The organism is Archangium violaceum Cb vi76, from assembly GCF_000733295.1.
GTDB classification, from domain to species: domain Bacteria; phylum Myxococcota; class Myxococcia; order Myxococcales; family Myxococcaceae; genus Archangium; species Archangium violaceum.
Genome location: NZ_JPMI01000378.1, coordinates 130243 through 156572 on the forward strand (window position 1 = coordinate 130243; position 26330 = coordinate 156572).

At 69.4% G+C, this 26330-nt stretch carries 21 protein-coding genes; 14 read left to right on the forward strand and 7 right to left on the reverse strand.

Translation table 11 applies throughout. The features are described from left to right. Positions 1-276 precede the first annotated feature (276 nt). Complete coding sequence (gene espC / locus Q664_RS46735) at positions 277-2655, forward strand: serine histidine kinase EspC (protein WP_043412402.1); 2379 nt, start codon at positions 277-279, stop codon at positions 2653-2655. A gap of 21 nt (positions 2656-2676) precedes the next feature. Here the strand turns inward: espC and Q664_RS46740 are convergent, their stop codons facing one another. After that, positions 2677-3246: a YqaA family protein gene (locus Q664_RS46740; RefSeq protein WP_043412404.1), complete on the reverse strand. Its 570-nt coding sequence runs from the start codon at positions 3244-3246 to the stop codon at positions 2677-2679. 128 nt (positions 3247-3374) lie between these two features. Here Q664_RS46740 and Q664_RS46745 point away from each other — a divergent pair, with 128 nt between their 5' ends. The 8 genes from Q664_RS46745 (at position 3375) to Q664_RS46775 (ending at position 10965) form a co-directional block, all read left to right on the forward strand. Then, the gene (locus Q664_RS46745; protein ID WP_043412407.1) at positions 3375-4037 is read left to right on the forward strand and encodes an LON peptidase substrate-binding domain-containing protein; all 663 of its coding nucleotides are present in this window, start codon (positions 3375-3377) and stop codon (positions 4035-4037) included. A gap of 69 nt (positions 4038-4106) precedes the next feature. Then, positions 4107-5996, forward strand: coding sequence for an NAD(+) synthase (nadE, locus tag Q664_RS46750; RefSeq protein WP_043412410.1), 1890 nt, complete (start codon positions 4107-4109; stop codon positions 5994-5996). Positions 5997-6093: 97 nt separating this feature from the next. Further along, a complete protein-coding gene (locus Q664_RS46755) occupies positions 6094-7557 on the forward strand; it encodes a GNAT family N-acetyltransferase (protein WP_043412412.1) in 1464 nt (487 codons plus the stop codon). A 122-nt stretch (positions 7558-7679) separates the two neighbouring features. Beyond that, the gene (locus Q664_RS58595; RefSeq protein WP_152622760.1) at positions 7680-7982 is read left to right on the forward strand and encodes a hypothetical protein; all 303 of its coding nucleotides are present in this window, start codon (positions 7680-7682) and stop codon (positions 7980-7982) included. Between the two features lie 444 nt (positions 7983-8426). Continuing rightward, complete coding sequence (locus Q664_RS61885) at positions 8427-9482, forward strand: outer membrane protein (protein ID WP_235217153.1); 1056 nt, start codon at positions 8427-8429, stop codon at positions 9480-9482. A gap of 150 nt (positions 9483-9632) precedes the next feature. Then, on the forward strand, positions 9633-9956 hold the full coding sequence (locus Q664_RS46765; protein ID WP_043412416.1) for an FKBP-type peptidyl-prolyl cis-trans isomerase: 324 nt from the start codon (positions 9633-9635) through the stop codon (positions 9954-9956). 9 nt (positions 9957-9965) lie between these two features. After that, positions 9966-10346: a thioredoxin gene (gene trxA / locus Q664_RS46770; protein ID WP_043412418.1), complete on the forward strand. Its 381-nt coding sequence runs from the start codon at positions 9966-9968 to the stop codon at positions 10344-10346. 1 nt (position 10347) lies between these two features. Beyond that, positions 10348-10965: an HAD family hydrolase gene (locus tag Q664_RS46775; RefSeq protein WP_268811461.1), complete on the forward strand. Its 618-nt coding sequence runs from the start codon at positions 10348-10350 to the stop codon at positions 10963-10965. On the opposite strand, the gene Q664_RS46780 is transcribed toward Q664_RS46775, so the two are convergent. The 3 genes from Q664_RS46780 to Q664_RS46790 all read right to left on the reverse strand — a co-directional run bounded on the left by Q664_RS46780 (position 10960) and on the right by Q664_RS46790 (position 15610). After that, complete coding sequence (locus tag Q664_RS46780) at positions 10960-11313, reverse strand: c-type cytochrome (RefSeq protein ID WP_043412421.1); 354 nt, start codon at positions 11311-11313, stop codon at positions 10960-10962. The two genes, Q664_RS46775 and Q664_RS46780, sit on opposite strands and share 6 nt — an antisense overlap. Continuing rightward, positions 11310-12794 (reverse strand): PQQ-dependent sugar dehydrogenase, encoded by a 1485-nt coding sequence (locus Q664_RS46785; RefSeq protein ID WP_052519569.1) that lies wholly within the window; start codon positions 12792-12794, stop codon positions 11310-11312. The genes Q664_RS46780 and Q664_RS46785 overlap by 4 nt, the downstream gene beginning before the upstream one ends. A 401-nt stretch (positions 12795-13195) precedes the next feature. Next, positions 13196-15610 carry a YfhO family protein gene (locus Q664_RS46790; protein WP_043412424.1) on the reverse strand — a complete coding sequence of 805 codons (2415 nt, stop codon included), beginning with the start codon at positions 15608-15610 and terminating at the stop codon, positions 13196-13198. Positions 15611-15670: 60 nt separating this feature from the next. On the opposite strand from Q664_RS46790, the gene Q664_RS46795 reads away from it, so the two are divergent. The 3 genes from Q664_RS46795 to Q664_RS46805 all read left to right on the forward strand — a co-directional run bounded on the left by Q664_RS46795 (position 15671) and on the right by Q664_RS46805 (position 20269). Continuing rightward, positions 15671-17320: a glycosyltransferase family 39 protein gene (locus tag Q664_RS46795; protein ID WP_043412426.1), complete on the forward strand. Its 1650-nt coding sequence runs from the start codon at positions 15671-15673 to the stop codon at positions 17318-17320. A gap of 114 nt (positions 17321-17434) precedes the next feature. Further along, on the forward strand, positions 17435-18016 hold the full coding sequence (locus Q664_RS46800; RefSeq protein WP_043412429.1) for a Uma2 family endonuclease: 582 nt from the start codon (positions 17435-17437) through the stop codon (positions 18014-18016). 57 nt (positions 18017-18073) lie between these two features. Then, the gene (locus tag Q664_RS46805; RefSeq protein ID WP_160174654.1) at positions 18074-20269 is read left to right on the forward strand and encodes a patatin-like phospholipase family protein; all 2196 of its coding nucleotides are present in this window, start codon (positions 18074-18076) and stop codon (positions 20267-20269) included. 7 nt (positions 20270-20276) lie between these two features. Here the strand turns inward: Q664_RS46805 and Q664_RS46810 are convergent, their stop codons facing one another. After that, entirely contained in the window at positions 20277-21674 is a 1398-nt protein-coding gene (locus Q664_RS46810; protein WP_043412433.1) for an FHA domain-containing protein, read from the reverse strand. 188 nt (positions 21675-21862) lie between these two features. Between Q664_RS46810 and Q664_RS46815 the strand changes: the two genes are divergently transcribed. Further along, the gene (locus tag Q664_RS46815; RefSeq protein ID WP_235217154.1) at positions 21863-23443 is read left to right on the forward strand and encodes a sigma-54-dependent Fis family transcriptional regulator; all 1581 of its coding nucleotides are present in this window, start codon (positions 21863-21865) and stop codon (positions 23441-23443) included. On the opposite strand, the gene Q664_RS53700 is transcribed toward Q664_RS46815, so the two are convergent. Then, positions 23409-23864 carry an FHA domain-containing protein gene (locus Q664_RS53700; protein ID WP_052519570.1) on the reverse strand — a complete coding sequence of 152 codons (456 nt, stop codon included), beginning with the start codon at positions 23862-23864 and terminating at the stop codon, positions 23409-23411. The two genes, Q664_RS46815 and Q664_RS53700, sit on opposite strands and share 35 nt — an antisense overlap. A gap of 184 nt (positions 23865-24048) precedes the next feature. Between Q664_RS53700 and Q664_RS55830 the strand changes: the two genes are divergently transcribed. Further along, positions 24049-25641, forward strand: a complete 1593-nt coding sequence (locus Q664_RS55830) for a sigma-54-dependent Fis family transcriptional regulator (protein WP_084610930.1) — start codon at positions 24049-24051, stop codon at positions 25639-25641. 185 nt (positions 25642-25826) lie between these two features. Here the strand turns inward: Q664_RS55830 and Q664_RS46830 are convergent, their stop codons facing one another. Continuing rightward, positions 25827-26327 (reverse strand): GGDEF domain-containing protein, encoded by a 501-nt coding sequence (locus Q664_RS46830; RefSeq protein ID WP_052519571.1) that lies wholly within the window; start codon positions 26325-26327, stop codon positions 25827-25829. Positions 26328-26330: the final 3 nt, after the last annotated feature.

Genomic DNA, 26330 nt, shown 5'->3' on the forward strand with positions numbered 1-26330 from the left:
GCGTTGCCTCCTTGTCCTTCTCTACGGAGACCGCCCCGGTCCATTGCATCCCCCCTCGCGCCTCCCTTGCACCTCCAATGACAGGTAGTGAAATCGGAAGTGAAATCCGCCCGCTCATGTGTCGGGTAGGCAAGGGAGCGGGCAGGGGGACCGTTTTCCCCACGTGCCGGGCGGGGTAGCATGATGCGTCAACACCGCTGGTGAGCCAGCGAGTGTACGGGGGGAACCGCCATTCAGCCGCATCCACAGCGCCTCGACCGCTCATCGCCCTTCGGCATGCGGGGTATCACGGAGATGCTCACGCTGGGGAGCGTGTACCTCGCCGCCTGCTGGTTGGGACTGACGCAGGCCACCATCGCCAACGCGGCGAGCCCGGTGTGGCCCGCCACTGGCGTATCGCTCGCGGGCCTGCTCCTCCTGGGGGTGTCCCGTTGGCCGGCCGTCTTCGTGGGCTCTCTCCTCTCCATCCTGTGGTTCGGCTCCGGGGCTCCTCTCGCGGCGACGCTGGCCATGGCCGTGGGCAACACGTTGGAGGCGGTGCTGGGCACGCTGCTGCTCAGGCGCCTGGGTTTCTCTCCCTCGCTCTCGCGGACGCAGGACGTGCTGGCGTTCACCGCCACGGTGGTCTCGTGCCCGCTGGTCAGCGCGCTGATGGGGGCGCTGAGCCTGGGGTTGACGGGTGGAGTGCCCTGGGAGGGCTTCTTCCTCACCGCGTGGGTGTGGTGGCTGGGCAACGTCATGGGCGCCCTCGTGGTGGCGCCGGTGCTGCTGCTGCTCTCCCGTCCGCGCCCGGAGCCGCGCCGGCGCGAGGCGCTGTTGCTGGCGGGGTTCACCCTGGTGGTGGCCTTGTGGTCCTTCAGCGGCTCTCATCGGGGCACCCCGCTGGCCTATGCCCAGGTGTTCCTCTTCTTCCCCCTGGGGGTGTGGGCGGCGCTCCGCTTCGGCTCTCAGGGGGCGGCGCTCTCCACGCTCTTCATCGCGGCGACGTCCATCTGGGGCACCCTCCTCGGCCATGGCGCGTTCTCGCGCGCGGACGGCCGGACGGTGGACCTGCTGGAGCTGCAGTTCTTCCTGGCCATCATCGCCTTCACCGGGCTGCTGCTGGCGGCGTCCCGGGCCGAGCGCAGGAGCGCCAGGGCCCAGCTGGAACTCCTGGCCACCGCCGTGCGCAGCGTGCAGGAGGGCGTGCTCATCTGCGAGCTGCGTCCGGGCGAGGAGCTCCAGCTGGTGTACGCCAACGAGTCCTTCCGCGCCATGGTGGGCTGCTCCCACCAGGAGCTGGCGGGCCGCGAGCCCCGGGAGCTGTGTGGAACCGGTGTGGAGCCGGAGGTGCAGCAGCGGCTGGAGGAGGCACTGCGCGTGCGCGACTTCTTCCGCGGCGAGGTGGTGCTGGCGCACAAGGACGGCTCGCGGGTGTTCAGCGAGGTGCAGCTGTCCCCGGTGCGCAACGCGGAGGGCCAGGTGCTCTACTTCGTGGCCACCTACCGCGACATGACGACGCAGAAGCAGCTCCAGGCGAAGCTGGTGTCCGCCGAGCGCATCGCCGCCGTGGGCACCCTGGCCGCCGGCGTGGGTCATGAGATCAACAATCCGCTCGCCTACCTGATGCTGAACCTGGAGGGAGTGGCGCAGAGTCTGGCCCGGGGGGCAGAGGGGGTCGACGAGGCGCGAGCCAGCCTGGAGAGTGCCCGCGAGGGCGCCGAGCGCATCCGCGTCATCGTGCGCGATTTGAAGGTGTTCAGCCGGCAACAGGGGGAGGAGCGGGCGATGCTGGACGTCAACGAGGTGGTGGTGCCGGCGCTGCGCATGGCGGCCCACGCGGTGCGGCCCCGGGCCCGGCTGGTGGAGGACTTCGGTCAGCCTCCCAAGGTGCTGGGCAGCGAGGCGCGGCTCGGGCAGGTGATGCTCAACCTGCTCGTCAACGCGCTGCAGGCCATCCCCGAGGGGAACCCGGACCACCACGAGGTGCGCGTACGCACCGGCCGCGACGACACGGGCCGCGCCCTGGTGGAGGTGTCCGACACCGGCTGCGGCATGGCTCCGCCCGTGCTGGCACGCATCTTCGACCCGTTCTTCACCACCAAACCCTGGGGGGAGGGTACCGGATTGGGACTCGCCATTTGTCAGCAGATCATCCAGGCCCACGGCGGCGAGCTGCGCGTGAGCAGCGAGGAGGGCAAGGGCTCACGCTTCACCGTGCTGCTGCCCTCCGCCGAGAGCCGGCCCGCGAAGACGCCCCTGCCCGCGGCGCCCACGCCCGTGTCCGCGCTCCCGCCGCGCCGGCGCATCCTCATCATCGACGACGAGCCGCGCCTGGCCCAGTCCATGCGCATGCTCATCGAGCCCTCGCATGACGTGTTCGTCACCACGCGCGGCGCCGAGGCCCTCGCGTGGGTGAACGAGGGCCAGCGTTTCGACCTGGTGCTGTGTGATTTGCAGATGCCGGGGACGACGGGCATGGACGTCTACTCACACCTGTGCGCGCACGTGCCGGAGCTGGCCGAGCGGCTCGTCTTCATCTCTGGCGGGGCCTACACCCAGGCCACGCGCGACTTCGTGCGCTCGGTGCGCAACCGGATATTGGAGAAGCCGGTGCGGCCCGACGAGCTGCTGGCCACCATCGACGAGGCGCTGGCCACCACCTCGGCGGCCTGAGGCTGGCTCAAGAGGTCCGGCTCAAACGCGCAGCCACTTGCGGGCGGTGGGCCCGAAGAAGCGCATCACGCCGGACACCAGGAAGAAGCGCACCGAGCGGCCCAGCACCGCCGCCAGGAAGAAGCGGTCCAGCGGCACGCCCACCATGCCGCTGCCGATGGCCACCACCTTGAAGGGGGTGGGCAGGATGGAGCACAGCAGCGCGAGCGCCCAGAAGTTCTGCCCCAGCAGCTCCCCCAGCGTCGCGTCGATGCCGAAGCGCTGGATGCGCATGTTCATGTCGATTTCCAGGAAGCTGATGGCGCCCTGGCGGAGCAGGTCCCCGAGATAGTACCCGATGAAGCCGCCGAAGAGGCTGGCCACCGTGCCCATCAGCGCGTAGCGCAGCCACTTCTGGGGCTGGGCGAGCACCATGGGCACCAGCAGCGCGAAGGGCGGGATGGGGAACACCGAGCCATCCACCACGGACACCAGCAGCATGGCGGCCACGGCGTGCTTCGTGGAGGACAGCGCCTCCACGCGCAGGTAGAGACGGCGGTACCAGGACAGCTTCTCGGGAGGGGCGGCCACGGTGGGGGTCGAATCGGACATCGCGGCCGCGCACCCTAGCGGAATGGGGCGACTTTACCAGCCTTCCGTCCCAGGGCTGACGCCTGCCTGGCGGCTGGGGATGCACCGCGTTCTCCCGGACGCTATGACCAGGATACGGTGTCTCTGCCATGACCACGGCCCTCGAACGCCTCGCGCTCACCACCCATGCGGTGAAGGTCTTCCCGCTCCCCTCGGCGGTCCTCTTTCCGCACGCGGCCCTGCCTCTCCACATCTTCGAGCCCCGCTACCGCGCCCTGGTGCGCGATGCGCTCGCCGGGGACAAGGTGATGGCGCTCGCCCAGCTGCAGCCCGGCTGGGAAGGCCAGTACGGCGAGCGGCCTCCCATGCAGCCCATGATGTGTGCCGGGCTCATCATCTGGCACGAGGAGCTGCAGGACGGGCGCTACAACATCCTCCTGCAGGGCGTCAGCCGCGCCCGCCTGCTCGAGGAGCTGCCAGCGGGGGAGCAGCTGTACCGGCAGGTCCGGGTGCAACTGCTGCCGGATGGTGAATACCAGGGGCCCGAGGAGGAGAGGCTCCGCCAGGCCGTCTTCGAGCTGGCCGGGCGGGTCCCCCACTCGTTCGCGGAGAACCTGCTGCCGGTGGTGGCCCGCTCGCAGGGAGGCGCCCTGGCGGACGTGGTGGCCGCCGCCGTCGTCCCGGAGCCGGAGCGGCGCCAGGAGCTGCTGTGCGAGCTGGATGTGCGCACCCGGCTGGTGGCGGTGCTGGATGACGTGGGCGAGCTCATCGCCCGCCTCAGCCCGGTGAAGCCGGTGGGGCCGCTGAACTGAGTCCTTGCGTGCCGCCCCTCGGGGGCGTCTGCTAGCGCTCCACCAACTCGTCAGGGAGGAGCACGTTCCATGCGGCTCGTGAAGATGGGGCTCGCCAGCGTCAACACCACCGTGGGTGCCTTCGGGCGCAACGTGGACAAGGCGCTCGACCTGGCGCGCCGGATGGCCGCCGAGGACGTCACCGTGGGCGTCTTCCAGGAGCAGCTCATCGGCGGCTACCCGCCCGAGGACCTGGTCCAGTGGCAGGGCTTCGTCGACAACCAGTGGCCGCAGCTCGAGCGCTTCGCCCGCGAGACGGGCGCGCTGTCCACCGTGTTCCTCCTGGGTGTCGCCATCAACCACCAGGGCCTGCGCTACAACTGCGCCGCGCTCGTGGCCGGCGGGAAGATTCTGGGCCTGGTGCCCAAGGAGAAGCTGCCCACCTACAACATCTTCTACGAGGGGCGCACCTTCTCCCGCGGCTACCCCGGCATGCGCGAGGAGTTCCGAGGCGTCCCCTTCGGTGACTTCCTCTTCCGCTTCGACTTCGGGCTGATTGCCCCCGAGGTCTGCGAGGACATCTGGAGCCCCGAGGCGCCCATGCGCCGGCGCACCTACTCGGGCGCCGAGCTGGTGGTGAACGTGTCCGCCTCGCCCTTCCGCGTGGGGCACGGGGACACCCGGCGTGAGCTGCTCGCCACCCGCGCGTCGGACCACCAGTGCACCGTCGCCTACTCCAACGCGCTGGGCAGCAACGACGGCATCATTTTCGACGGCGGTGGCTTCATCAACCAGAACGGCAAGCCCGTGCTCGAGGCGCCGCGCTTCCAGGAGGGTTTCGCCTCGGCCGTGGTGGACCTGGACCGCACGCTGCGCCTGCGCGCGGAGAACACCACCTGGCGCAGTGACCGGGAGGCGTGGCTGCGCGAGGGCGGCAAGCTGGTGCCCACCCTCGACTGCACCCCGGCCTTCACCAGCCGGCGTGACAAGCTGCGCTACCCGGTGCCCTCGCACCGCAGCTTCTTCCTCCCCGCTCCGGACACGCGCCGCTCGCCCCGCGAGGCCCTGTGCGAGGACATCCTCGACGCGCTCGCCCTGGGCATTGGCGACTACTTCGAGAAGACGCGCGCCTTCAAGGTCATCGGCATCGCGCTCTCGGGCGGACGTGACTCGCTGCTCACCCTGCTCATCGCCCACCGCTACGCGAAGCGCGTGCGGCCGGACGATCCCGGCAGCCTGCTGCGTGCCTTCTACATGCCCAGCCGCTACTCCAGCGACGCCACCCGCGAGGCCGCGGAGACGATCGCCCGGGAGCTGGGGGTGCCCTTCCTGGTGGTCCCCATCGAGGAGGCCTTCGAGCGTGAGCTGAACATCGCGCGCACCATGCTCGCGGGCGGAGAGGTGACGCCCATCACCGAGCAGAACATCCAGGCCCGCCTGCGCGCCCAGCGCATGTGGAACTGGTCCAACTCCAGTGGCGGCCTGTTCCTGCAGACGGGCAACATGAGCGAGCGCGCCGTGGGCTACACCACCACGGGTGGAGACCTGATGGGGGCGCTGGCCGTCATCGCCAACGTGCCGAAGACGGTCGTCATGTACCTGCTGGACTACCTGCTGGAGCAGACGGGCCACGAGGGCATCCGCAAGGTGCTGGCCAGGCCGGCCGGGCCGGAGCTGGCGCACAACCAGGTGGGCGAGGAGGAGCTGATGCCCTTCCCCATCCTCGATGCCTGCTTCTATCTCTTCGCGGGAGAGAAGCTGGTGCCCTCGGAGATGCAGGTGGCGCTGGAGGCCATGTTCCCCGAGGTGGAGGGCGCGCGGCTGCGCGGCTACGTGGAGAAGTTCATCCGGCTCTTCCTCCAGTCCATCTACAAGTGGGTGCAGGCGCCGCTGTCGCTGCACATCGGCAACCTGGACCTGGACCGCGAGCGCGCGCTGCAACTGCCCGTCGTCACCAGCAGCGATTGGACGAAGGGGTAGGTGCTACGGACAACCCACCTCCTGGAATCAGGATGTCAGGGCGACCTTTAAAGTGGGGGGCTCGTGTTGAAGAGCACCGAGGTGAAGGGGGGTTGAAGTGAAGTTCCTGATCGACACCAATGTCCTGATTCCACTCGAACCTACGGCTCCTGGGCAGGTCGAGGAGATGACGGAGCCCGCGTCGAGGCTTCTCCAGGGGATTGAGGAGGCCGGTTACCAACTTTTCGTCCATCCCGATACGCGAGCCGATATCGGGCGGGATCGCGAGGAGGTGCGTCGGTGCCTTCGAGAAGTGTTGTTCAGGAAATACCTGCCGCTTCCTGATCCTCCCCCGATTCCCGAGGAGTGGGCGCAACTCCTGGGCCGAGCTCCTGTAGGGACGAATGACTGGGTCGATCATCGGCTGCTCGCCACTGTTCGTGCCAATGCGGTCAGCGTCCTGGTGACTGAGGATCGGCGCCTCCATCGGAAGGCCGAGCGAGTAGGGCTCCGGCATCGAGTGGCGACCATTGGTGATGCGCTGGCTCTCGTGCAGGGGCTGCGTGACAAATTCGCGCAGCCTCCGCCAGCCGTCGAATTCACCTACGCCCATAACCTTGAGCTCGAGGACCCGTTCTTCAACAGCCTCCGGGGTGACTACGCTCCGTTCGACAGCTGGCTCCGTAGGTGTCAGGAGCAGCATCGGCGATGTTGGGTGGTCCGTGCGGAGGGGCGCCGGTTGGCAGCGCTCTGCCTCATCAAGGACGAGGAGAATGAGCTGGGGCTTGAGGGCAAGCTCCTCAAGCTCTGTACGTTCAAGGTCGCGCCGGAGCACCGAGGGCGGCGTCTCGGGGAGCTACTGCTCAAGAGCGTCTTCGATTATGCCTCCGTGAACAGGCATGACTTCATCTATGTGACGGCTTTCGAGAAGCAGGGAGAGCTCATCAACCTGTTCGAGGACTTCGGCTTCCATGAGCATGGCAGAACGGGTTCGGGGGAACTCGTGCTCATGAAGCGCCTGCATCCGGCTGCTGAGGATGCAGTGCTGTCTCCACTGGCCTTCCATGTCCGGTATGGCCCTCCTTCCATGCGTCTGGCAGAACCGGCCTTTGTCATCCCCATCGAGCCCCGCTTTCACCACCTGCTTTTTCCTGATGCCGATGACCAATTGGGGCTTCAGACGGGTTTGCACCCTTTCGGAAATGGGCTTCGCAAGGCCTATCTCTGCAAGGCGCAGACCCGGCAGATCGTACCGGGTGCTCCGTTGCTCTTCTACCTCAGCCATTCAAAGCGGGCCGTGACCGTTGTTGGGGTGGCGGAAGAGACACTCGTATCCCGAGATGCGGAGGAAATCGCCAGTACCGTGGGCAAGCGGACGGTCTACCCGATGCATCAAATCGAGGAGTTCTGCTCAAGTGGGGAGGTGCTCGCCATCCTCTTCCGGCAGGCCATGAGAGTCGGGTCCAAACCGATCACCTTGGCCGAATTGGTTCAGCATGGGGTATTGCGTGCTGCCCCTCAATCCATCGTTACTGTCCAACACGGAGGGAGCGAATGGCTCCGTCAACGGCTCGGGCTGTAGTCCTCCTGCCCATCCAGCCCCGATATGCCGAGCCCATCCTCGGGGGACTCAAGCGTGTTGAGTTCCGTAAGCGGGTTTTCCGGCGCGATGTGTCCCATGTCGTCGTCTATTCATCGAGTCCCGTGAAGCAGGTGGTTGGCTTCTTCGAGATACGCGGCATCGATGAGGATTCGCCGGAGCATCTCTGGAGGCGATATTCACGAGAGGGTTGGATCGAGAAAGAGGACTATGACCGCTACTATTCACGTACAGCGCGTGGGGTGGCGATTCAGGTCGGCAAGGTCCATGTGTTCCAAAGACCTTTTCCGCTGGATGAGCTCCAGGCGGATTTGCGCCCACCTCAAAGCTACGCCTATCTCAGCCAACGGATATTCGCCCGACTCCAGAGTCGAAGGTTGAGGGCTGCAAGCAGCACGGCGAAGTGAAGCCAGGGGCTTCGCCACCGGTTCCGTGGCGCGCGAGACTCCTCGTGCTTTGGATGTTGCGCGTGAGTTCGGGTGGAGCAGTGATGGTGGCCCATGCCTTGCCTTGTGGAGCCGTGCGTGCGTGCCGCACGAGTTCCCAAGGAGGCTTCATGCTCAGCGCTCTGAACACGAAGGACGACGTTCTCTCTGTTGGTCTCGGAATTGGCCTGCGGGTGGGCTTCCAGATGATGGGCTGCCTCTGCCTGCTGCTGGACCTGCTCTACCCGTGAGCCGCGAGGCCACCCCCTAATCTGCTCACGCTCTCTGTCCCCGCCATCCCCGGCTCGCCCGGTTGGATGCTTCCCGGTCGAGGTCCCGGCTCACTCCCGGCGGTGGATCCAAGCCTTGCCTCGAATCTTCCCGGTACCGAAGTTCCTGTCAGCCACCCGACGGACGGAGGTTCGGATGAAACTGAAGATTCTGGCTGGGCTCGTGACGGCGCTTCTCTACGGCAACGCTGCCATGGCACAGGACGTGAGTGACACCGACACCAGCAACGACCAGGGACAGACGTCCCCGGACAACATCGGCGGTTCGGGCCTGGATGATCCCAACCAGGAGGACATCCTCATCCTCGACCAGGAGGATGTGGCTCCGGTGCCCGACACCCCCCAGCAGGATGAAGGCGTGGGCGGCTCCGGACTCGAGGACCAGGACGCCTTCGGCGGCTCGGGCCAGGCCGGTCAGCCCATGACGCCTCCCGCACAGCCCATGCAGCCCAAGGCCGGCATCCCCATGCAGGGCCAGGGCGGTATGACCCTCTTCTGCACCCCCGTGCAGCAGGGCCAGTCCACCGGCGGCAGCGGCACCCCCCTCCCGGGCGACGAGCAGTCCTCGCTGCAGCGGGACTACGACGTCCAGACCGGCCAGGTCGATGACGACATCGTGAAGCAGGAGGAGGCCTTCGGCGGCTCCGGCTACGAGGTGAAGGAGGAGGATCAGGGCCAGAAGCAGGGCGACATGCGTGGTCTGTCCGTGCTCGTCGGCGCCGGCATCGAGGGCTACACCGGTGGTCTCGCTCCGGCAATCAACCCCGGCGCCACCGTGGGCGTGATGGCCGGCCTGCGGCCCAGCAAGGTGCTCGGTATCGAGCTCGGCTACAGCGGCGCGGTGAACAACCTGGACACCGACGTGGGCGGCAGCGGCCCGGACATCGTGCGCAACGGCGCCGTGGCCAACCTCACCGTCGGCCTCACCGCCGCTCCCATCCAGCCCTACCTGCTCGGTGGCTTCGGCATGAACTGGTACAACATCCGCAATGGCCTGGGTGCCGGCTTCGTGGATGACACCAGCTCGCGCGTCCCGGTGGGCGTCGGCCTGCGCACCCACATCGGTGACTTCACCGCCGATGCCCGCGTCAACTACAACATCCTCCTCAGCGAGGACTTCGCCCCGGCCGTGGATGACGCCTTCACCACCGGTAGCTACCAGGGCACCATCAACCTCGGCGGCACGTTCTGAGCGCCTTCCGAGCTGACCGTGTGATGGCGGCCTGACAGTCCAGCGGCGCGGTGCCTCGACGAATGGGCATCGCGCCGCGTTTTTCCTTCCGAGAGGGCAGCGAAGGCGCCACCCCCGCGTTATGGTGGCGGCTTTCACGGGAGATGGTGCATGAGCTTGCAGGTGGATGACGTGAAGGTCGGCACGGGCGCCGAGGCGGTCTCTGGCAAGACGGTGACGGTCCACTACGTGGGGACCCTCACCAATGGCTCGAAGTTCGACAGCAGCCGGGATCGCGGTCAGGGCTTCACCTTCCGGCTCGGCGCGGGCCAGGTCATCCAGGGCTGGGACAAGGGCGTGGCCGGCATGAAGGTCGGCGGCGTGCGCAAGCTCACCATCCCCCCCGACATGGGCTACGGCGCCCGCGGCTTCCCGCCCGTCATCCCGCCCAACTCGACCCTTCTTTTCGAAGTGGAACTGCTGGACGTCCGCTAGGAGGCCACCATGGCCACGTTGGAAGTGGGTAAGGAGAACTTCGAGGCCACGGTGTCCAAGCAGGGCATCGTCATGCTCGACTGGTGGGCGGCGTGGTGCGGTCCCTGCCGCGCCTTCGCTCCCATCTACGAGAAGGCCTCCGAGAAGCACCAGGACATCACCTTCGGGAAGATCGACACGGACGCGCAGCCGGAGCTCTCCGGCATGTTCCAGATCCGCTCCATCCCCACGCTGATGATCTTCCGCGACGGCATCCTGCTCTTCGAGCAGGCCGGAGCCCTGCCCGCGCCCGCCCTCGAGGAGTTGCTCTCCAAGGTGCGCGAGCTGGACATGGACGAGGTGCGCCGGGAGATCGAGAAGCGCAAGCAGGAGAAGGAGCCGCGGGCCTGAGATGGTGCCGAGCGCCGTTTTGTTCGACATGGATGGAGTCCTCATCCGCAGCGAGGAGGCCTGGCTGCGGGTGCTGGAGGACGCGGGACGGCGCTTCCGGGGCAGTCCGGTGACGCGCGAGGAGTTCGCGCCCACCTTCGGGCAGGGCACGGCCGAGGACGTGCGCGTCTTCGGCCTGCGCTGCACCCCCGCCGAGCTGGATGCCTTCTACGTGGAGCACCTGCCGGCCCACGCCAGCGGCGTCTGGATCAACCCGGACGCGCACGAGCTGCTGGAGAACCTGGCCGCCCGCGGTCTGCGCCGGGCGCTGGTGACCAACACCGTGACCCCGCTCGCCCGGGCGCTGCTCGGTGCCGCGCGCCTGCTCGACTTCTTCGAAGTGCTGGCGTGCGCGGACCTCGTGGCCCACGCCAAGCCGGCGCCGGACCTGGTGCTGTACGCGCTCGGCCGGCTGGGTCTGCCCCCCGAGGCGGCGGTGATGGTGGGCGACTCGCGCTTCGATCGCGGCGCCGCCGGGGCCGCGGGCGTGCGCTTCGTGGGACTCGGCCTGGACGGCGATGCCCGCATCGAGCGGCTGGGCGACCTGCTGCCCCTCCTGCCTCTCACGGCCACGTCATAAGGGGCCCGGCGTCTCCTGGAGCGCGTTGAGGTAGTCGACGATGGCGTCCACCTCCGCGTCGCCGAGCATCTGCTCGGTGAACGCGGGCATGGCGCCCACGCCCTCGCGAATCTGTGTGCGCATGGCGAAGCCCGGCAGCGGCTTGTTGGCGATGCCCGGACCCAGGCCTCCCGCTCCTCCCGGGTGGCAGCCGTTGCACTCGCGCATGAAGAGCACCTGTCCCTGCTTCTGGCGCTCGGTGAGGTGCAGGGGCGGACCGAAGGGGACTCCCCGGCGCGCGGGGCCGCAGCCGATGGAGGCCAGGGCCGCCAGGGTGGTGAGCGCGAGCAGACAGCCGGTGGCCTTCATGGGCCCTCCTTCTTCCCCGTGGGAGTGATGCGCCAGAGCACGCCCGTCTCCCGGTAGGGCTTGATGTCCTCGCCGAGCACCGTCATCACCCCGAAATCGACGACGTAGAGCGCGCCGTTGTCCGCGTCGAAGCGCACGGCGATGGGGCGCTCGAGCCCGCCCGTGCCCAGGTGCGAGCCCGGGCCGCCATTGCCCTTGTCCTTGTTGGCCGCGAAGTCCTGGATGACGCCGTTGGTGACGTCCACCCGCACCACCTTGTAGCCCACCGGCGACATCACCTTGCCCGTGTCGGGCGCCTGGTCGCCGAACTGCGCGACGAAGGCCTGCCCCCGGTGACCGAAGGCGCCGCCCCGCGAGAAGTCCACCCCGTTCGAGGACGAGTGCACGCCGAAGAAGGCCACCGGCTGGGGCGGTGGGGCGGGGTGCTTGGCCAGGAGGAACTGGGGCGGGTGCTCCGCGCCGGAGGGCTTGAACCACTCCTGGTTGACGGGGCGCCCTCCCACGAAGTCCGGGAAGCCGTACCAGCGTCCGGGCTCCACCGCCCACAGGTAGTCCCCGGCGCCGAAGATGGGGCGGCTGCCGCGCTCGTCGTGGCCGTTCTCCGTGACGTAGAGCTGGCCCTCCGGAGAGAAGGCGAGGCCGTACGGGTTGCGGAAGCCCCACGCCACCAGTTCCGGCGCGGTGGCACCGGGCGCGAGCCGGAAGACGGCGCCAGAGCAGGGCACCCGGCTGCGGATGACCTGGTCCGGTGTCGTGGCCGTGCCGAAGGGGACGAAAGCTCCCGTGGTGACCGTGTCGTCCGGGTCGGGCGTGCGCGGGTCGGCGCTGGTGAAGTTGAGACCGCGCAGGATGACGTCGCGACAGGGGATGTCGTGGAACTCGGAGGCCCGCGCCATCCAGTTGATGCTCTCCGCGTTCGCGCTGTCCGGTCCCACCACGCCCGCGTTCGTCGCGGTGCCCACGGAGAAGTAGAGCGCTCCGTCCGGCCCTGCCGCTGGCCCATTGGTGTGGTGATCTCCCAGGCTGGGCAGGCCGGAGACGATGGGCGTGAGTGTCCCGTCCGGCGTGATGCGGACGATGCGTCCGCCTCCCTCGGTGCCACCCTCGGCGACGTAGAAGGCGCCCTGGTGGAAGGTCACGCCCGTCCACGGCGGATGTCCACCCGTGGCCACCACCGTGTGGCCGCCGTCGGGATTGATGCGCAACAGGCGCGGCTCGGCGAAGTCCTCGCCGTAGGAGTAGCCCGCCTCGATGACGTAGGGCGTGCCCTGGTCATCGAAGGTGACCCCGGTGGGGTAGGTGAGGCCGGTGGCGATGGGGTCGATGCGGTAGCCCTCGGGCACCGCGATGGCGGCCGGATCGATGCGCCGGGGCGGTTTGAACTCCTTCCGCGTCTTGTCTCCCGCGGTGAGGTGGAAGCAGCCGCCGAGCAGCAGCGCACAGGTCACGAGGGCCGAACGTCGGAGGAGGTCGGAGCGCATGAGCGGCGCTCGACGGTAGGGAACCCCGCCTGGCCCGGACAGCGCATTCCGGCGCCAGGGTCACGTGCGAAACATTGCCGGGGTGCGGCGGGCCCAAGCCCGTGGAGTCAGTTCTCGCAGGGGTGCTCTTGCGGCAAGACACGGGACGCCTCCCGGGCGCGCGGCGTGCCAACTGGTCCAACAGTCGGACCAGTTGCTGCTCGTCGTGGCCGGACCCCCCCTGTCAGGACCTCCCCCTGCTGCCCCAGCCATCCGAAGAAAGTCCGTGCAGGGGTCTGTCCTCAGCTCAAGAGCAGGAGGGTCCTCTCCGGGCACGGTCTCGCCAAAGTTGTCCAACTGTTGGACAAGTTCGCGAAGAGCGCGACCGGGAGGCGGGCTGGACGCGAGAACGTGACTTGCGTCTACGGTGCGGACACTCGTCCGCCTGAAAAGACGTTGTCCCCCTTACGGCGCTCGATGAGCACGGCGAGCCCGAGCAGGCCCAGCGTCCCCAGGGAGATGATGGCCCCGAGCCGCTGGCCGGGCGTGTGGTACGTGAAGGTGACCCGGTGGACACCCGCCGGGACGAGCACCCCGCGCACCAGCACATTGGCCGGAAGGATGGGCGTGGGCTGCCCGTCCAGCGTCGCGCTCCACCCGCTGTACCAGGCGTCGTTGAGCACCAGCGCCGCCGGCGCGCGCGCGTCCACCTCGAGCTCCACGGACTCCGGCGCGTAGTGAAGGAAGCGCACCTGGCCGAGCCTCTCGGCACCGGGAGCAGTCTCGGCGGGCCGTGGCGTTTCGGGTGTGCACTCGAGGATGGCCTGCTGGCCGGGCTGGAAGGAGCGTGAACCGAGCTGCGTGCGCGCGGCGTTCTCGTCCGCCACGCACACGGGCGTGGCCAGGTAGGCGCGCGGCAGCACGCGGGGATTGCCGATGAGCAGTGCCTCCATCCGGGGATCCTCGGCGACGACGACGTCCGGATTGCCGCGCATGCGCGCGAAGTCTCGCGCCTCCAGGGAGATGTAGCGCACGTTGTAGAGGCCGAAGAGGCGTCCCATCCAGGTGGCGAACGAGTCGAACGTGGTGAGCAGCCCTCCGAGCCGCCGGGAGTGCGCGGGCAGATAGCTGTTGCCGCTCTCCAGCTTCCAGAGCGCGGTCGTGTTCGGCGCGAGCGTCGAGACGAGCCCGAGGGCGGTGACATCCAGGAGGCTGAGCCCGGGAGGGAGCCGGCTGGGCAGCGGATTGTTCACCGCGCTGAAGACCCGGGGCCGGACCGTGCCCGCGTCCCGCTCCCGTTGCAGGACGACGTCCACCAGTCCCGAGGGCTGCTCCAGCAGGTCCGTGTAGGTCACCTGGTACGTGCCCTCGTTGGCCAGATAGAGGACGGCGAACTGGAGCGTGAGCAGGGCTCCCGTGCGCAGCGTGAGCCGGTGCTCCTGGAGCAGCATCAGGCCCATCAACCCGAGCGAGCCCGCGGCGAGCAGGGAGGCCTGGAGGAAGTTGCCGTGGATGAGCCCGAGGGTGCGCGCGTCGCCGTTCTTCCAGAGGGCGCCCACCACCCCGTCCGAGAAGACGTGCCACCGCCACTCGCCCAGCGCGAGCAGGCCGCACACCAGCGCGAGCCCGAAGCCGGCCAGGGCGAGACGACGGGCCAGGGCGGGCTCCCGGAGGATGCCCTCCAGTCCGGCCCCGGCACCCAGCGCGCAGGCGAACAGGAAGTAGGGGAGCAGCTTCTCCGGGTAGCGGAAGGAGCTCCAGAAGGGCACCCACCGGTAGAACCAGCCATAGAGCGGCAGGTGCAGCGCCAACGACAGCGCCAGGACGAACAGCGCGAGCCCGGCCACCTTCCACGTCAGCGGGTGGCGCCGCCAGGTCCACAGCCCGCTCGCGAGCAGCAGCAGCGCCGGAAGCCCCAGGTGCACCGAGGGGACCCAGAAGGTGCCCATGCCCGACTGGAACAGCTCATCCGCCAGCGGAGAGGAGGCGGCCCGGGCCAGCTCCGGATCAATGAAGAGCGGCCCGAAGGCCAGCTCGAGCAGCCGCAGGGGATGGAAGGAGAAGAGGGTGGCCTGGGTGAAGGTACCCGCGGTGGGCTGGGCGTCCTTCAGGATGCCGAGCACCGGGAGGATCTGCACCGCGGACAACAGCGCGCCGAGCACGATGAGCAGTCCGGCCCGGGGCGCCATGCGCAGCACGTCCGCGCGGCCCGGGCGCAGCAGCACGAGTCCCAGCAGCATGCCGTTGCACAGGGCGAAGCTCTGCGGGTCGCCCCCGAGGAGCACCAGGCACAGCGGAAGGGCGGTGGCGCAGGCGCGGCCCGCGGAGGGCTGGCGCAGGAAGCGCTCGGCACCCCAGAGGGCCCAGGGGAACGTGGCGGCCGCCATGAGGTAGAGCAGGTTGTTGCTGATGCCCACCATGTAGCCGCACAGCGCGTAGGTGAGCCCCGAGAGCAGCGCGGCGCCTCGTCCCATGCCCCACAGCCGGGCGAACAGGTACGTGCCTCCCAGGGCCGCCACGTAGGACAGCAGGGTGACGAGCTTGAGCGCCGAGCCCAACGGCAGCAGCAGGTAGAGCAGGTTGGCCGGGTGGAAGGCCCCGGAGATGAGCATGCCCGTGTAGGGCTGCCCCATCCCGTCGTACGGGTACCAGCCCGGGAACTGGAACTGGGAGACACGCTCGGCCCAGTACTGCTTCAGCGGGTAGTAGACCCGGAGGATGTCTCGCGCGATGAAGACCTCGTCGGTGAGGCTCGCCCGGTGGAAGTAGAGCAGCGGCAGGACGACGATGGCCGCCACCACCGCGAGACGGATTCTGGCCTGCTGGGAGAGGGGCATGTGCTCGGGGCCGCACCTTACACTCCCCTTCGCCAGCGGGCTGGTATCGTCCGGCCCCCCATGTCACGCGACACCCGGGCCACAGCCCTCGCCTTCTCCGCTCTCGGGCTCCTGCTCGTCCTCCACACGCTGCCCTTCTTCCCGATGCGCGTGGATGATGCCTTCATCCTGCTGCGCTACGCGGAGAACCTCGCGGCGGGCCACGGCCCCGTCTTCAACGTGGGCGAGCGCGTGGAGGGTTTCACCAGCCCCGCCATGGTGGTGCTCGAGGCGGCCCTGCTTCGCCTGGGCGTGGAGCCGCTCCTGGCGGTGAAGGTGCTCGGGGTCGTGTGCGGGCTCGTGCTGGTGGGGGTCAGCATGGCGCTGGCCCGGGAGCTGAGCGGCTCGCGGGCGGCCGGGGTGCTCGCGGGGCTGCTGGTGGCGCTGCACACGGGCGTCGCGGTGGCGTGCGTCAATGGACTCGAGACCGCTCCCTTCGCCGCCTTCGTCGCGCTCGGGCTGTTCTTCCACGTGCGGGCCCGTTCGCCCCGTGACGAGGGGCTGGCCGGTCTGGCGCTCGCCCTGGCCATCCTCTTCCGTCCCGAGGGAGGACTGCCGCTCGCGTTCATCGGCGTGAGCGCGCTGTGGCGCTGGCGCCGTGAGCCCGACCGCTGGCGCCGCTGGGTGGCCCTCGCCCTGCCCACCCTGGTGCTCGTGGTGCCCGCCGCCGCCTACAAGGCCGCCTGGTTCGGCTCGCTCACCCCCAACACGTTGCTGGCCAAGGTGCCGCGTGACCCGACGGGCCGCCTCGCCTCCGGCCTGGACTACCTCGCGGACTACGGCCTGGCGCATTACGGGTACCTCGCGCTGCTCGGCTCGTGGGTGCTCGCCTTCAAGGGGGACCCGCGCTTCCGGTTGCTCGCCCTGCTCTTCACCGTGTGGGCCGCGTACATCGCCTCCGTGGGCGGGGACTGGATTCCCCACTTCCGCTTCCTCGTCCCGCTGGTGCCCATCGCCGCCGTGGCGACCGCCACCGCCCTCGTGCTGCTCTGGCGGTTGCTCGGCGAGCGGATGCGTGAGGGCTCGCGGACTCCGGCCCGGGTGGGTCTCGTGCTGCTCGTGGCCGCGGCCCTGCTGCCTCCCGCGGTGCTCCAGGGGCGGGAGGTGTTCACGCAGGTGCGGATCGACACCGGCGCCTCGGTCCTGGCGCGCGAGCCGCTCGGCACCTGGCTCTCGTCCGTGGGCGGGCCGGGCGCCTCGGTGGCGATGCTCGATGTGGGGGCCGTGGCCTATGGCAACGCGCTGCGTGTCATCGACACGGGGGGCCTGACGGATGCGCGGATCGCCCGGGTGATCAACGCCAGCCGGGGGACCTACCAGGGCCACCTCTTCTTCCCGGACACCGCCGGCTCCCGGGAGATCGCCCGGGTGGTGCTCGGCGACAAGCCCTCGTTCGTGGTGCTGCGCCTCAATGGCGAGCTGCCCTGGATTCTCGAGGAGCGGCTGCGGGGCGAGGACGGCGGGCCCCTGCCCCTGCGCGCGGCCTACCAGCAGGACCGGGCTCTCTTCGAGGCCCCGAACTTCGCCGACGAGTACGAGTTCCTCTGCGGCCAGCCCTCGGACCCCAGCACCGAGGGGTGGATCTGGCACTACAACGTCTTCGTCCGGAAGGGACTCCCGCTCGCCCGGCGTCCCCGCCCCGATGCCCAGGGCGCCACGCGCTGCTTCTGAGTGCTCCGTGCCGTGCCGGGATGAGGGGACCCTGACTTGACTTGAGCGGTCACCGGTTGAAAGGATACCGTTGGAGTCGAGTGGGGCGGCGTTGCCCGGAGAGGCAGGACGGAGATGGGGAAGGGGAAGAAGCCAGCGACCTATGAGGACATCGAGGCGCTGCCGGTGGGGTGGGTGGGGGAGATCATCGAGGATGAGCTGGTGGCCTCGCCGAGGCCGGCGATGGGACATGGCCGGGTCACATCGGTGCTCGGTGTGGAATTGGGTGGCCCCTTCGATCTGGGGCGGGGCGGGCCCGGTGGGTGGTGGATCTTCTTCGAACCAGAGATCCACTTTGGCCGGAATGTGCTGGTGCCGGACCTGGCGGGCTGGCGCCGTGAGCGCTTGCCGAAGCCGCCTGCTCGCAATGAGCCCTTCATGAAGGTGGCGCCGGATTGGTTGTGCGAGGTGCTCTCTCCGTCCACCGAGTCCATGGATCGCGCGCGCAAGCTGCCGCTCTACCACCGCGAGGGGGTGAGCCACGTGTGGCTGGTGGATCCGCTCGCCCGCACCCTGGAGGTGCTCCGCCGCGAGGCCAGGGGCTGGCTGCTCGTGGCGACGCACACGGGGGATGAGCGGGTACGTGCCGAGCCCTTCGAGGCGGTGGAGTTCGGGTTGGAGCTGCTCTGGCTCCCCGAGGGACCGGCCGGGCGGTGAACAGTCGAAGCCTCCCCGCGTTCCATGCGGGTGCCGTTCTGGGGCAGGCTTGTGTCCATGGCGTTGGAACGGGTCCGGTCCTGGTGGCGCGGCGAGACGGCACAGCCCCTGCGTCCCGTGGTGGAGTGGCTGGGCCGCTACCCGCTGCTGGTGGCGCTCCAGTTGCTGCCCGTCTGCATCGTCTGGGGCGGGTTCGAGTCGATGGGGCTGCCGCGCCTCTTCCTCCATGACGTGCCCCGGGTGACGTTCGTCGCGGGCTTCATGGCGGCGATGTTGTTGGGGCAGTTGTGCTTCGTCGGCTTCCTGCTGGACGCGGACGAGCAGTGGGCCCTGGCGCCCCGGCGGGGCAAGCCGGGGGGAGTTCCGCCCTCCGTCCGCTGGTACTTCTTCCGCACGGGCACCTATCCCGCCTGGCTGGTGGTGCTCAGCATCCCGTGCCTCATCGACCGGCAATTCGCCTTCCTCTTCGGCGTCCTGTCCGCCCTGGGCGTCACGTTGCTGCTCACGCGCGGCGCCGAGTGGTTGCAGCGCTGGTGTGAGTCGGACCGGCAGCGCCATGCGTGGCTGCGGTGGATAGAGGCGACGTTCTTCCGCAGGCGCTCGACGCTCATCGTGGTGCTGCACGTGCTCCAGGCAGGGCTGCTCGCCGTCTTCCTGCTGGGCTACCTGCTGGTGGCCGCGCACGTGGCCTTCACGGGCAACCACGGGTGGGTGTCACCGGCCGTGGTCATCTGCGTGGCGATCGGCCTGGTCGGTGCCCTCTACGGCGCCGTCCGCTTCTTCTTCCCCGAGCGGCACATGGGCGCGTTGCTCGTCTCGGGCGTCCTGGTGGTGTTCGCCGGGAGGGGTTGCGCGGACGTCTCCTCCTACGACGAGCTGTCCCTGCCCCAGCCGCCCGCGTACGCGGGAACGAGCCTCGCGTCTCCCCGCGACGCGGGGCTGTTGGGCGACGAGGCGGTGCTGGACGCGTGGCTGGCGCGCATGCGGGCGGAGCCCCCTCCCGGCGCGGTGTGGCCCGCCCAGGGCGAGGTGCAGCTCGCCTCGGGGCAGGCGGTGCCTCGTTGTGAGCCGGGGCCGAGGCCTCGGCTGGCCCTGGTGTCGACGAGCGGAGGCGGCATCCGCGCCGCGGCGTGGACGGCGCACGTGCTCTCCAGGCTGCAGGGGCCGGAGGGCGTGCCGGGCTTCCACCGTTACGTGCGCCTCGTCACCGGAGCCTCGGGTGGCATGGTGGGGGCGGGCACCTGGGTGGCGGGCCTCTATCCCGGAGGCATGGCGGACCCGAGCGTGCTGCCCACGATGATGCAGAAGGACAGCCTGTCGTCGGCGGCCATCGCGCTGATGCTGCCCTTCGGCGAGGGCCGCGGCCGGGCGCTGGAGAGCGCCTGGGGGCGGCACACGGACGGCCTGCTGAGCCGCACCTTCGGAGACCTGCGCCAGGGCGAGGCGGAGGGCTGGCTGCCCTCGCTGGTGTACTCGCCGATGCTGGTGGAGGACGGGCGGCGGTTGCTGGTGAGCAACCTGGATCTGTCGGCGCTGACGTCCTCGGAGGCGAGCTCGCTGGTGGTGGAGCGCAACGGCGACGAGCCCCGCGAGAAGGCGCTGTCCCGGCTGTCCCTCTCGGGGGTGCAGCTCTTCCAGCTCTTCCCCCTCAAGCAGCGGGCCTTCCCGGTGGCGGCCGCGGCGCGGATGAGCGCGTCCTTCCCCTACGTCAGCCCGGCGAGCGCGCTGCCCACCTCGCCGCGCGTGCGCGTGGTGGACGCGGGCTACTACGACAACTACGGGGTGGACCTGGCGGTGCAGTGGCTGCACGCCCATCGCGAGTGGGTGCGCGAGTGCACCTCGGGGGTGGTGCTCATCCAGATTCGCGATCACCTCGGCAACGGCCGGCGCACGAAGCTGCAGGTTGCCCCCGAGGACGGGCTGCTGGGTGGGCTGACGTCACCCCTGGAGGCGGTGCTGCGGGCGCGGGAGTCCAGCATGTCCTTCCGCAACGACGCGCTGCTGAGCCTGGTGCAGGACGAGCTCAACGTGAGCGAGCCGTGCTTCTTCACCACCGCCATCTTCGAGCTCGGCGAGACGGCCCCGTTGAGCTGGGCCCTGACGGATCACGACGTGACGAGGCTGGAGCACGCGGCGGCCAGCCCCGCGCTGCGCGAGCGGGTCTCCGCGGTGCGCGAGTGGCTCACCGCGGGCCCGGAAACACAGCAACGGGCCCGCGAACACGGGCTGTGTCCTGGCGGCCGCGAGCTGTGAGCGCCCCTCAGACGCCGGGGATGACGGGGCGCAGCGCCGCGGCGAACTCCTCCTCGCCCTCGTAGACGGGGTGCCGCACCCACGTGCGCGCCTCCACTCCGCCGCGCAGCAGCTGCGCGCCCGTCTCGTGCTCCAGCGTCCACTCCGGCACGTCTCCCACCAGGTACTCCACGCCCCACGGCGAGGCGCACTCCTCCCAGTCCTCCTGGGGAAGGTTGCCCCACGGGTAGCGCCGCCCGTCCGTTCCTCGTGCCGCCATCTCCCACTCGTCCGCACTTGGGAGGCGGATGTGCGCATTCTCGATCTTCGAGAGCTCCTCGCACAGCCGCTCGGCCTCCTTGAAGGAGCCGAGCCACACCTGCTCGTGGTCAAGCTCGACACGGGTGGGTTGTGGGTTACCCACCCACTTGGCCAGACGTCGGTCCACGGGGATTTGAGCCACGAAGAAGCCGGGGGACGTCACCCGGCGCACGGGGTTGGCGCCCAGCAGGTGCTCCACGGGGGCAATCCACCGCAGCGGCAGCCCCGAGCGCTCCAGGTAGAAGCGGCCGTCCTGCTGCACCACGCCGGGCGGCAGCTGCCGGGGCATCTTGCCCATGCTCAGGGCGGTGGTGAGCGAGTACAGCAGCATGGAAGCCGGGTCCGACACCTCCAGCTCCCCGGCCAGCAGCTTCCACAGCGGCTTGAGAGGGTCCCTCCCCGGCACGCTGTCCCCTGGGTGACGGCGCTCCTGGAGGTATCGGATGACCCCCTGCCAGAGCGCCTCGAGGAAACGGCGCTCGCGCGGCTCGTCCACCTCCTGCAACAGGGTGGGCAGATCCGAGGACTGGAGGGCGGGCAGCACGTCACGGGCCCGCAACCGGGCGGTCGCCAGCACCGCCGTCATGCGCACTTCCAGGTCGGAATCCTTCAGGGCGGCGCGCAGCACCTCGTCGAACCGGGGGTTGGGGCCCTGCTCCAGCATCAGCCAGCGCAGTGCCTGCCGGCGCTCCTCGAGCGTGGACAGACCCCGGGACACGACCGTGTTTTCCCGGGCCTCGCCGGACTCCTGGGAAGGCCCTGGGTATGGACGGACCCCCAGCTCCTGGGGCGCGGTGGACAGTCCCCGGCCCACCAGTGATTGCACCCGGAGGACGTACGGGCCGATGACCAGCTCGTCCTCGAATTTCAGCACGCAGGGGTGGGCCACGGGCCTCCCGTTGAGCCAGGTTCCGTTCTTCGAGCCTTCGTCCAACACGATGGTGGCTCCCTCGATGGCGACCAGTCTGCAGTGGGTGCGGGAGACGCTCCCATTGTCGAGCACGAGATCGTTCGCTGGGTCCCTCCCGATGGCGATTTCGCGCGATGCCAGGGTGCCCGTCTTCATGCTGCTCTCTCCGATGAGCCCGACAGTGATGTTGAACACGCGTGCTCCTCTGGGTGGAGGGTGTCCAAATCTCCAAGCACGATGTGTGCCAACGGTAGGGCTTTTACGGACTACCCCGTACATCCGGGCCTTTCGGGGCCCGACGGCGCCCCCTATACCCCGAGTCGCCCCCCGGTGCCTGTCAAAACTGCTATCAATCGTGACAGTGATGTCGCACGGGAGGGCTGATGACGAGTGGTGATGGCGAGTCGCCCCCCACCCCGGGCCGGCCCTCGCGCAGCAGGACCTGGCAGGCGATTCCGTCGACGCGTCGACAGGACGAGGAGTCCGACGTCGACACCCGCAACGAGCGGTTGATGCGCGAGCCCCAGGTCCGGGAGGACGGCGCGGAGGAGCCTCGGGAGTGGGAGGTGCCCTATCGGGAGCCCCGGGCGCTGCTCGTGCAGCGCGAGGGGGTCGAGGATCTGACGGTGCCGCTGTACCCGGACCGCTCGTACGTCTTCGGGCGGGCGCCCGAGTCCACCGTCGTCTTCCCGAATGACGCGGTGTCGCGGCAGCACGGGCGGCTGTCCTTCCGCGAGGACCAGCGCTGGGTGTACCGGGAGCTCAACTCGAAGAATGGGAGTTTTCTCGGGCGCCAGGAGGAGCAGGGCGTGGTGGACCCCCGCCTGCACTTCCAGCGGGTGGGCCCCTCGCGCGACCAGGTGCTCGAGGCCGGGGACGTGGTGCTGCTGGGCAATGGCAAGAGCCGCATCACCCTGCTGGCGGAGGTGCCGCCAGAGGTGGAGGCCGGTCCCCGTCCGAGGAAGCAGGTGTCCTCCGTCACGATGCAACTGGAGCGCTCCATCGAGCGCTGTGCCCGCCACCACCTGCCGGTGTTCCTGCTGGGCAAGTCGGGCACGGGCAAGACGTTCATCGCGCGGGAGATCCACAGCCGCAGCGGTGTGGAGGGCAACTTCGTCATCCTCAACTGTGGCCGGCTGCCGCAGGACACCAACGCGCTCACCAGCGAGCTGCTCGGGCACGTGAAGGGCGCGTACACCGGTGCGTCGCTCTCGCGCGTGGGCAAGCTCTACAGCGCCAACGGGGGCACGCTCTTCCTGGACGAGGTGGAGTTCCTCTCCAGCCTCGCGCAGGACTTCCTCGTGGACGTGCTGGAGGGCACGGGCAGCCTCGCGCCGCTGGGCGCCCCCGCGGACTTCCGCGAGCCCCCGCCGCGCTTCCGGCTCATCTCCGCCTCCAAGGTGCCGCTGCGGCAGACGGCGCTGCGGCCGGACCTCACGCAGCGGCTCGCCACGGGGGACTTCATCATCCTCCCCACGCTCGAGGAACGGCACGAGGACATTCCCCACCTGGTGGAGATCTTCCTGCACCGGCTGCGGGTGGAGCAGCAGTACGACGCCGAGCTCACCCGCGAGGCCATCGCCTTCCTGCAGAAGGCGCGCTGGCCGGGACAGATTCGCGAGCTGGAGTCGACGGTGCGCACGGTGGTGGCCCGCGAGGCGGCGCAGCAGGAGCTGGAGGGACTCGCGCGCCACCGGACGCTCGTCACGCTGGAGTCGGTGAGGAGCTACCTGCAGCAGCGGGAGCTGGGCTTCGGAGGCCCGCTCTCCGAGCCCGCGCAGGAGGAAAAGCGGCCCTCGAAGGAAGGGCTCGCCTCCGTGCGCAAGCGCCCGAGCGACCTGACGGGCGAGGACATCCGGCGCGCCCTGGAGAAGCACGAGGGCAACAAGACGCGGGCCTCCGTGGAGCTGCGCGTCGCGCTCAACACCCTCAAGGCGCGGATGAAGGCGCTCGGCATCGAGTAACGAAGCGGGGCAACAGGACCGGCAGCCGCTGGAGGTGGGCCCAATCGAGGAAGGGCTCCCGGTGCGCGGGCCGGGCCGGCGGGAGGGGCTCCGCGTGGAGGTGTGTCCGCCCGGTGGTGCAGCGGCCCACGAGGGACTGGACGCGCAGCACGCAGTGGCCCACGACGAGCTCGTCGTGGAAGGAGATGAACGTGGGGTGGGTGAGGGGCTCGCCATTGAGCCAGGTGCCATTGCTCGAGCCCTCGTCCATCACCACGGCCCCGCCCTCGACGGCCACCAGCCGGCAGTGCACGCGCGAGACGAGCTCGTCCTCGAGCACCAGGTCGTTCTCCGCCGCGCGGCCGATGCTGACCTCGCGTGAGGCCAGGGTCCCCGTGTGCCTGTCACTCGTTCCGACACGCCCGACAGTGATGACGAACATGATGTGCCCTCCGGGTGGATGGGGCCCTTGCTGAGCACGGCCCGTGCCGGGCCTCGCGCGAGGACGGATTCCGAGTCGTTTCAAGGACTTGCGCCCTGTCGCCGCGGGGGATGGGGGGACCCGTCGGCATGGGGTCGTCAAAGCTGCTATCAACTCTGATGGCAATCAGCCGAAGGGGGGCCGTATGACGACCCGGGAGAGGCGTGGAGAGGGGCAGGGTGGGGAGCAGGAGGAGGCGCAGGGTGGATCGCCGAACGGCCCCTCGCTGGAGAAGACCAGCGTCTCCATCCGGGCGATCCCGGACTCCGCGTCGGACCTGGCCAGCACGAGTGATGGCCGGTTGAGGACGTTGGGGCCATCGGCTCCCGAGCAGGAGGTGGAGCAGGCGCCCTACCGCGAGCCGCGGGCCCTGCGGGTCCAGCGCGAGGGCACCGAGGATCTGCTCGTCCCGCTGTACCCGGATCGCTCGTACGTCTTCGGGCGGGCGCCCGAGTCCACGGTCGTCTTTCCGCACGACGCGGTGTCGCGGCAGCACGGGCGGCTGTCGTTCCGCGAGGACCACCGCTGGGTGTACCGGGATCTCAACTCGCGCAACCACAGCTTCCTGGGCCGCAGCGACGCCCAGGTGGAGGGCGACGAGCGCAGACACTTCCAGGAGATCCGCGCCTCGAGGGACCAGGTGCTGGAGGCCGGGGACGTGGTGCTGCTGGGCAATGGCAGGAGCCGCATCATCCTCCTGGAGGAGGTGCCGCACGGACTGGTGGCGGGCTCGCGCTCGCAGCAGGGGCAATCGCCCGAGACGGTCCGGCTCGAGCGCGCCATCAACGTCTGTGCCCGGCATCAGCTCCCGGTGTTCCTGCTGGGGAAGTCGGGCACGGGGAAGACCTATATCGCGCGGGAGATCCACAGCCGCGGCCGGCTCGAGGGCAACTTCGTCATCCTCAACTGCGGCCGGCTGCCCCAGGACATCAACGCGCTCACCAGCGAGCTGCTCGGACACGTGAAGGGCGCGTTCACGGATGCGTCCTACGCGCGGGTGGGCAAGCTCTACAGCGCCAACCGCGGCACGCTCTTCCTGGATGAGGTGGAGTTCCTGCCGCGCCTCGCGCAGGACTTCCTGGTGGACGTGCTGGAGGGCACGGGCAACTTCGCGCCGCTGGGGGCTCCCGCGGACTTCCGCGAGCCCCCGCCGCGCTTCCGGCTCATCTCCGCCTCCAAGGTGGCGCTCCAGCAGACCGGACTGCGGCCGGACCTCACGCAGCGGCTCGCCACGGGGGATGTCATCATCCTCCCCACGCTCGAGGAACGGCGCGAGGACATCCCGAGCCTGGTGGAGACCTTCCTGCACCGGCTGAAGGTGGAGCAGCAGTACGACGCCGAGCTCACCAGCGATGCCATCGCCTATCTGCAGAAGGCGAACTGGCCGGGGCAGATCCGCGAGCTGGAGTCGACGGTGAGGACGGTGGTGGCCCGTGAGGTGGCACTGCGGTCATTGGAAGGGATTGAGCACCGGAGGACCGTCATCACGCTGGAGGCGGTGAAGACCTATCTGCTGCAACGGCAGGTGGGCTTCGAGGGCGAGGGTTCCGCGCCTATGGCCCGGGTGACCTTGGAGGTGCCAGCGACCGCGTTGCGCAAGCGGCCCGCGGACCTGACCGCGGAGGAGCTCCGGGAGGCATTGGCGAAGCATCAGGGCAACAAGACCCGAGCCGCCCAGGAACTGGGCATCGCGGTCAACACGCTCAAGGCCCGGATGAAGGCGTTCGGTATCGAGTGAGGGACGCAGTGGGCCGCTGGGCACATGGGCTGACTCGCGCCCATTTCCCCTCGCCCTCCGGGAGAGGGACGGGGTGAGGGTGCCACGGATGCCGGGTTGAACCCACTGTCCACGCCGTGGGTCACGGGTTGAAGAACGGGCCCAGGCACCCTCACCCCCACCCTCTCCCGAGGGGAGAGGGAGTATTAGCGCACCACCACCCGGTTCCGTCCCGCTTGCTTCGCCTGGACGCACGCCGCCTCCGCCGCGTCCAACAGGTTGCCGTAGGGCTCTCCAGGCTTCAGCCCCGCGACTCCCACCGACACCGTGATGTGGAAGCCGCCTGTCTGCGAGCGGAACCCCTTGTCCGCGAGCCGCCGGCGCAATCCCTCCGCCAGTCTCTCTCCCACGTACGGCGCAACCGCGTAGAGGCTCGCCGCGAAGGCATCCCCCTCCATCCGGCCAATCGGCCCCCGTCCGTCCAGTTCCGCCGCGAGCTCGTCCACCAACCCGCTCAGCGCCGCGTCCATCGCCTCACGGCCGTGCGCGTCGTTGCCCTCCTGCGTCTCGTCCACGTCCACCCAGAGCAACGTCAGCGGCATCCGCGCCAGGTTCGCGTCCGACACCGCCTTCGCGAGCAACGACTCGAAGTAGGGGCGCAGGTATGCCCCCGTGCTCGGACAGATTTGTGGGGCGCGGTCGCTCATCGG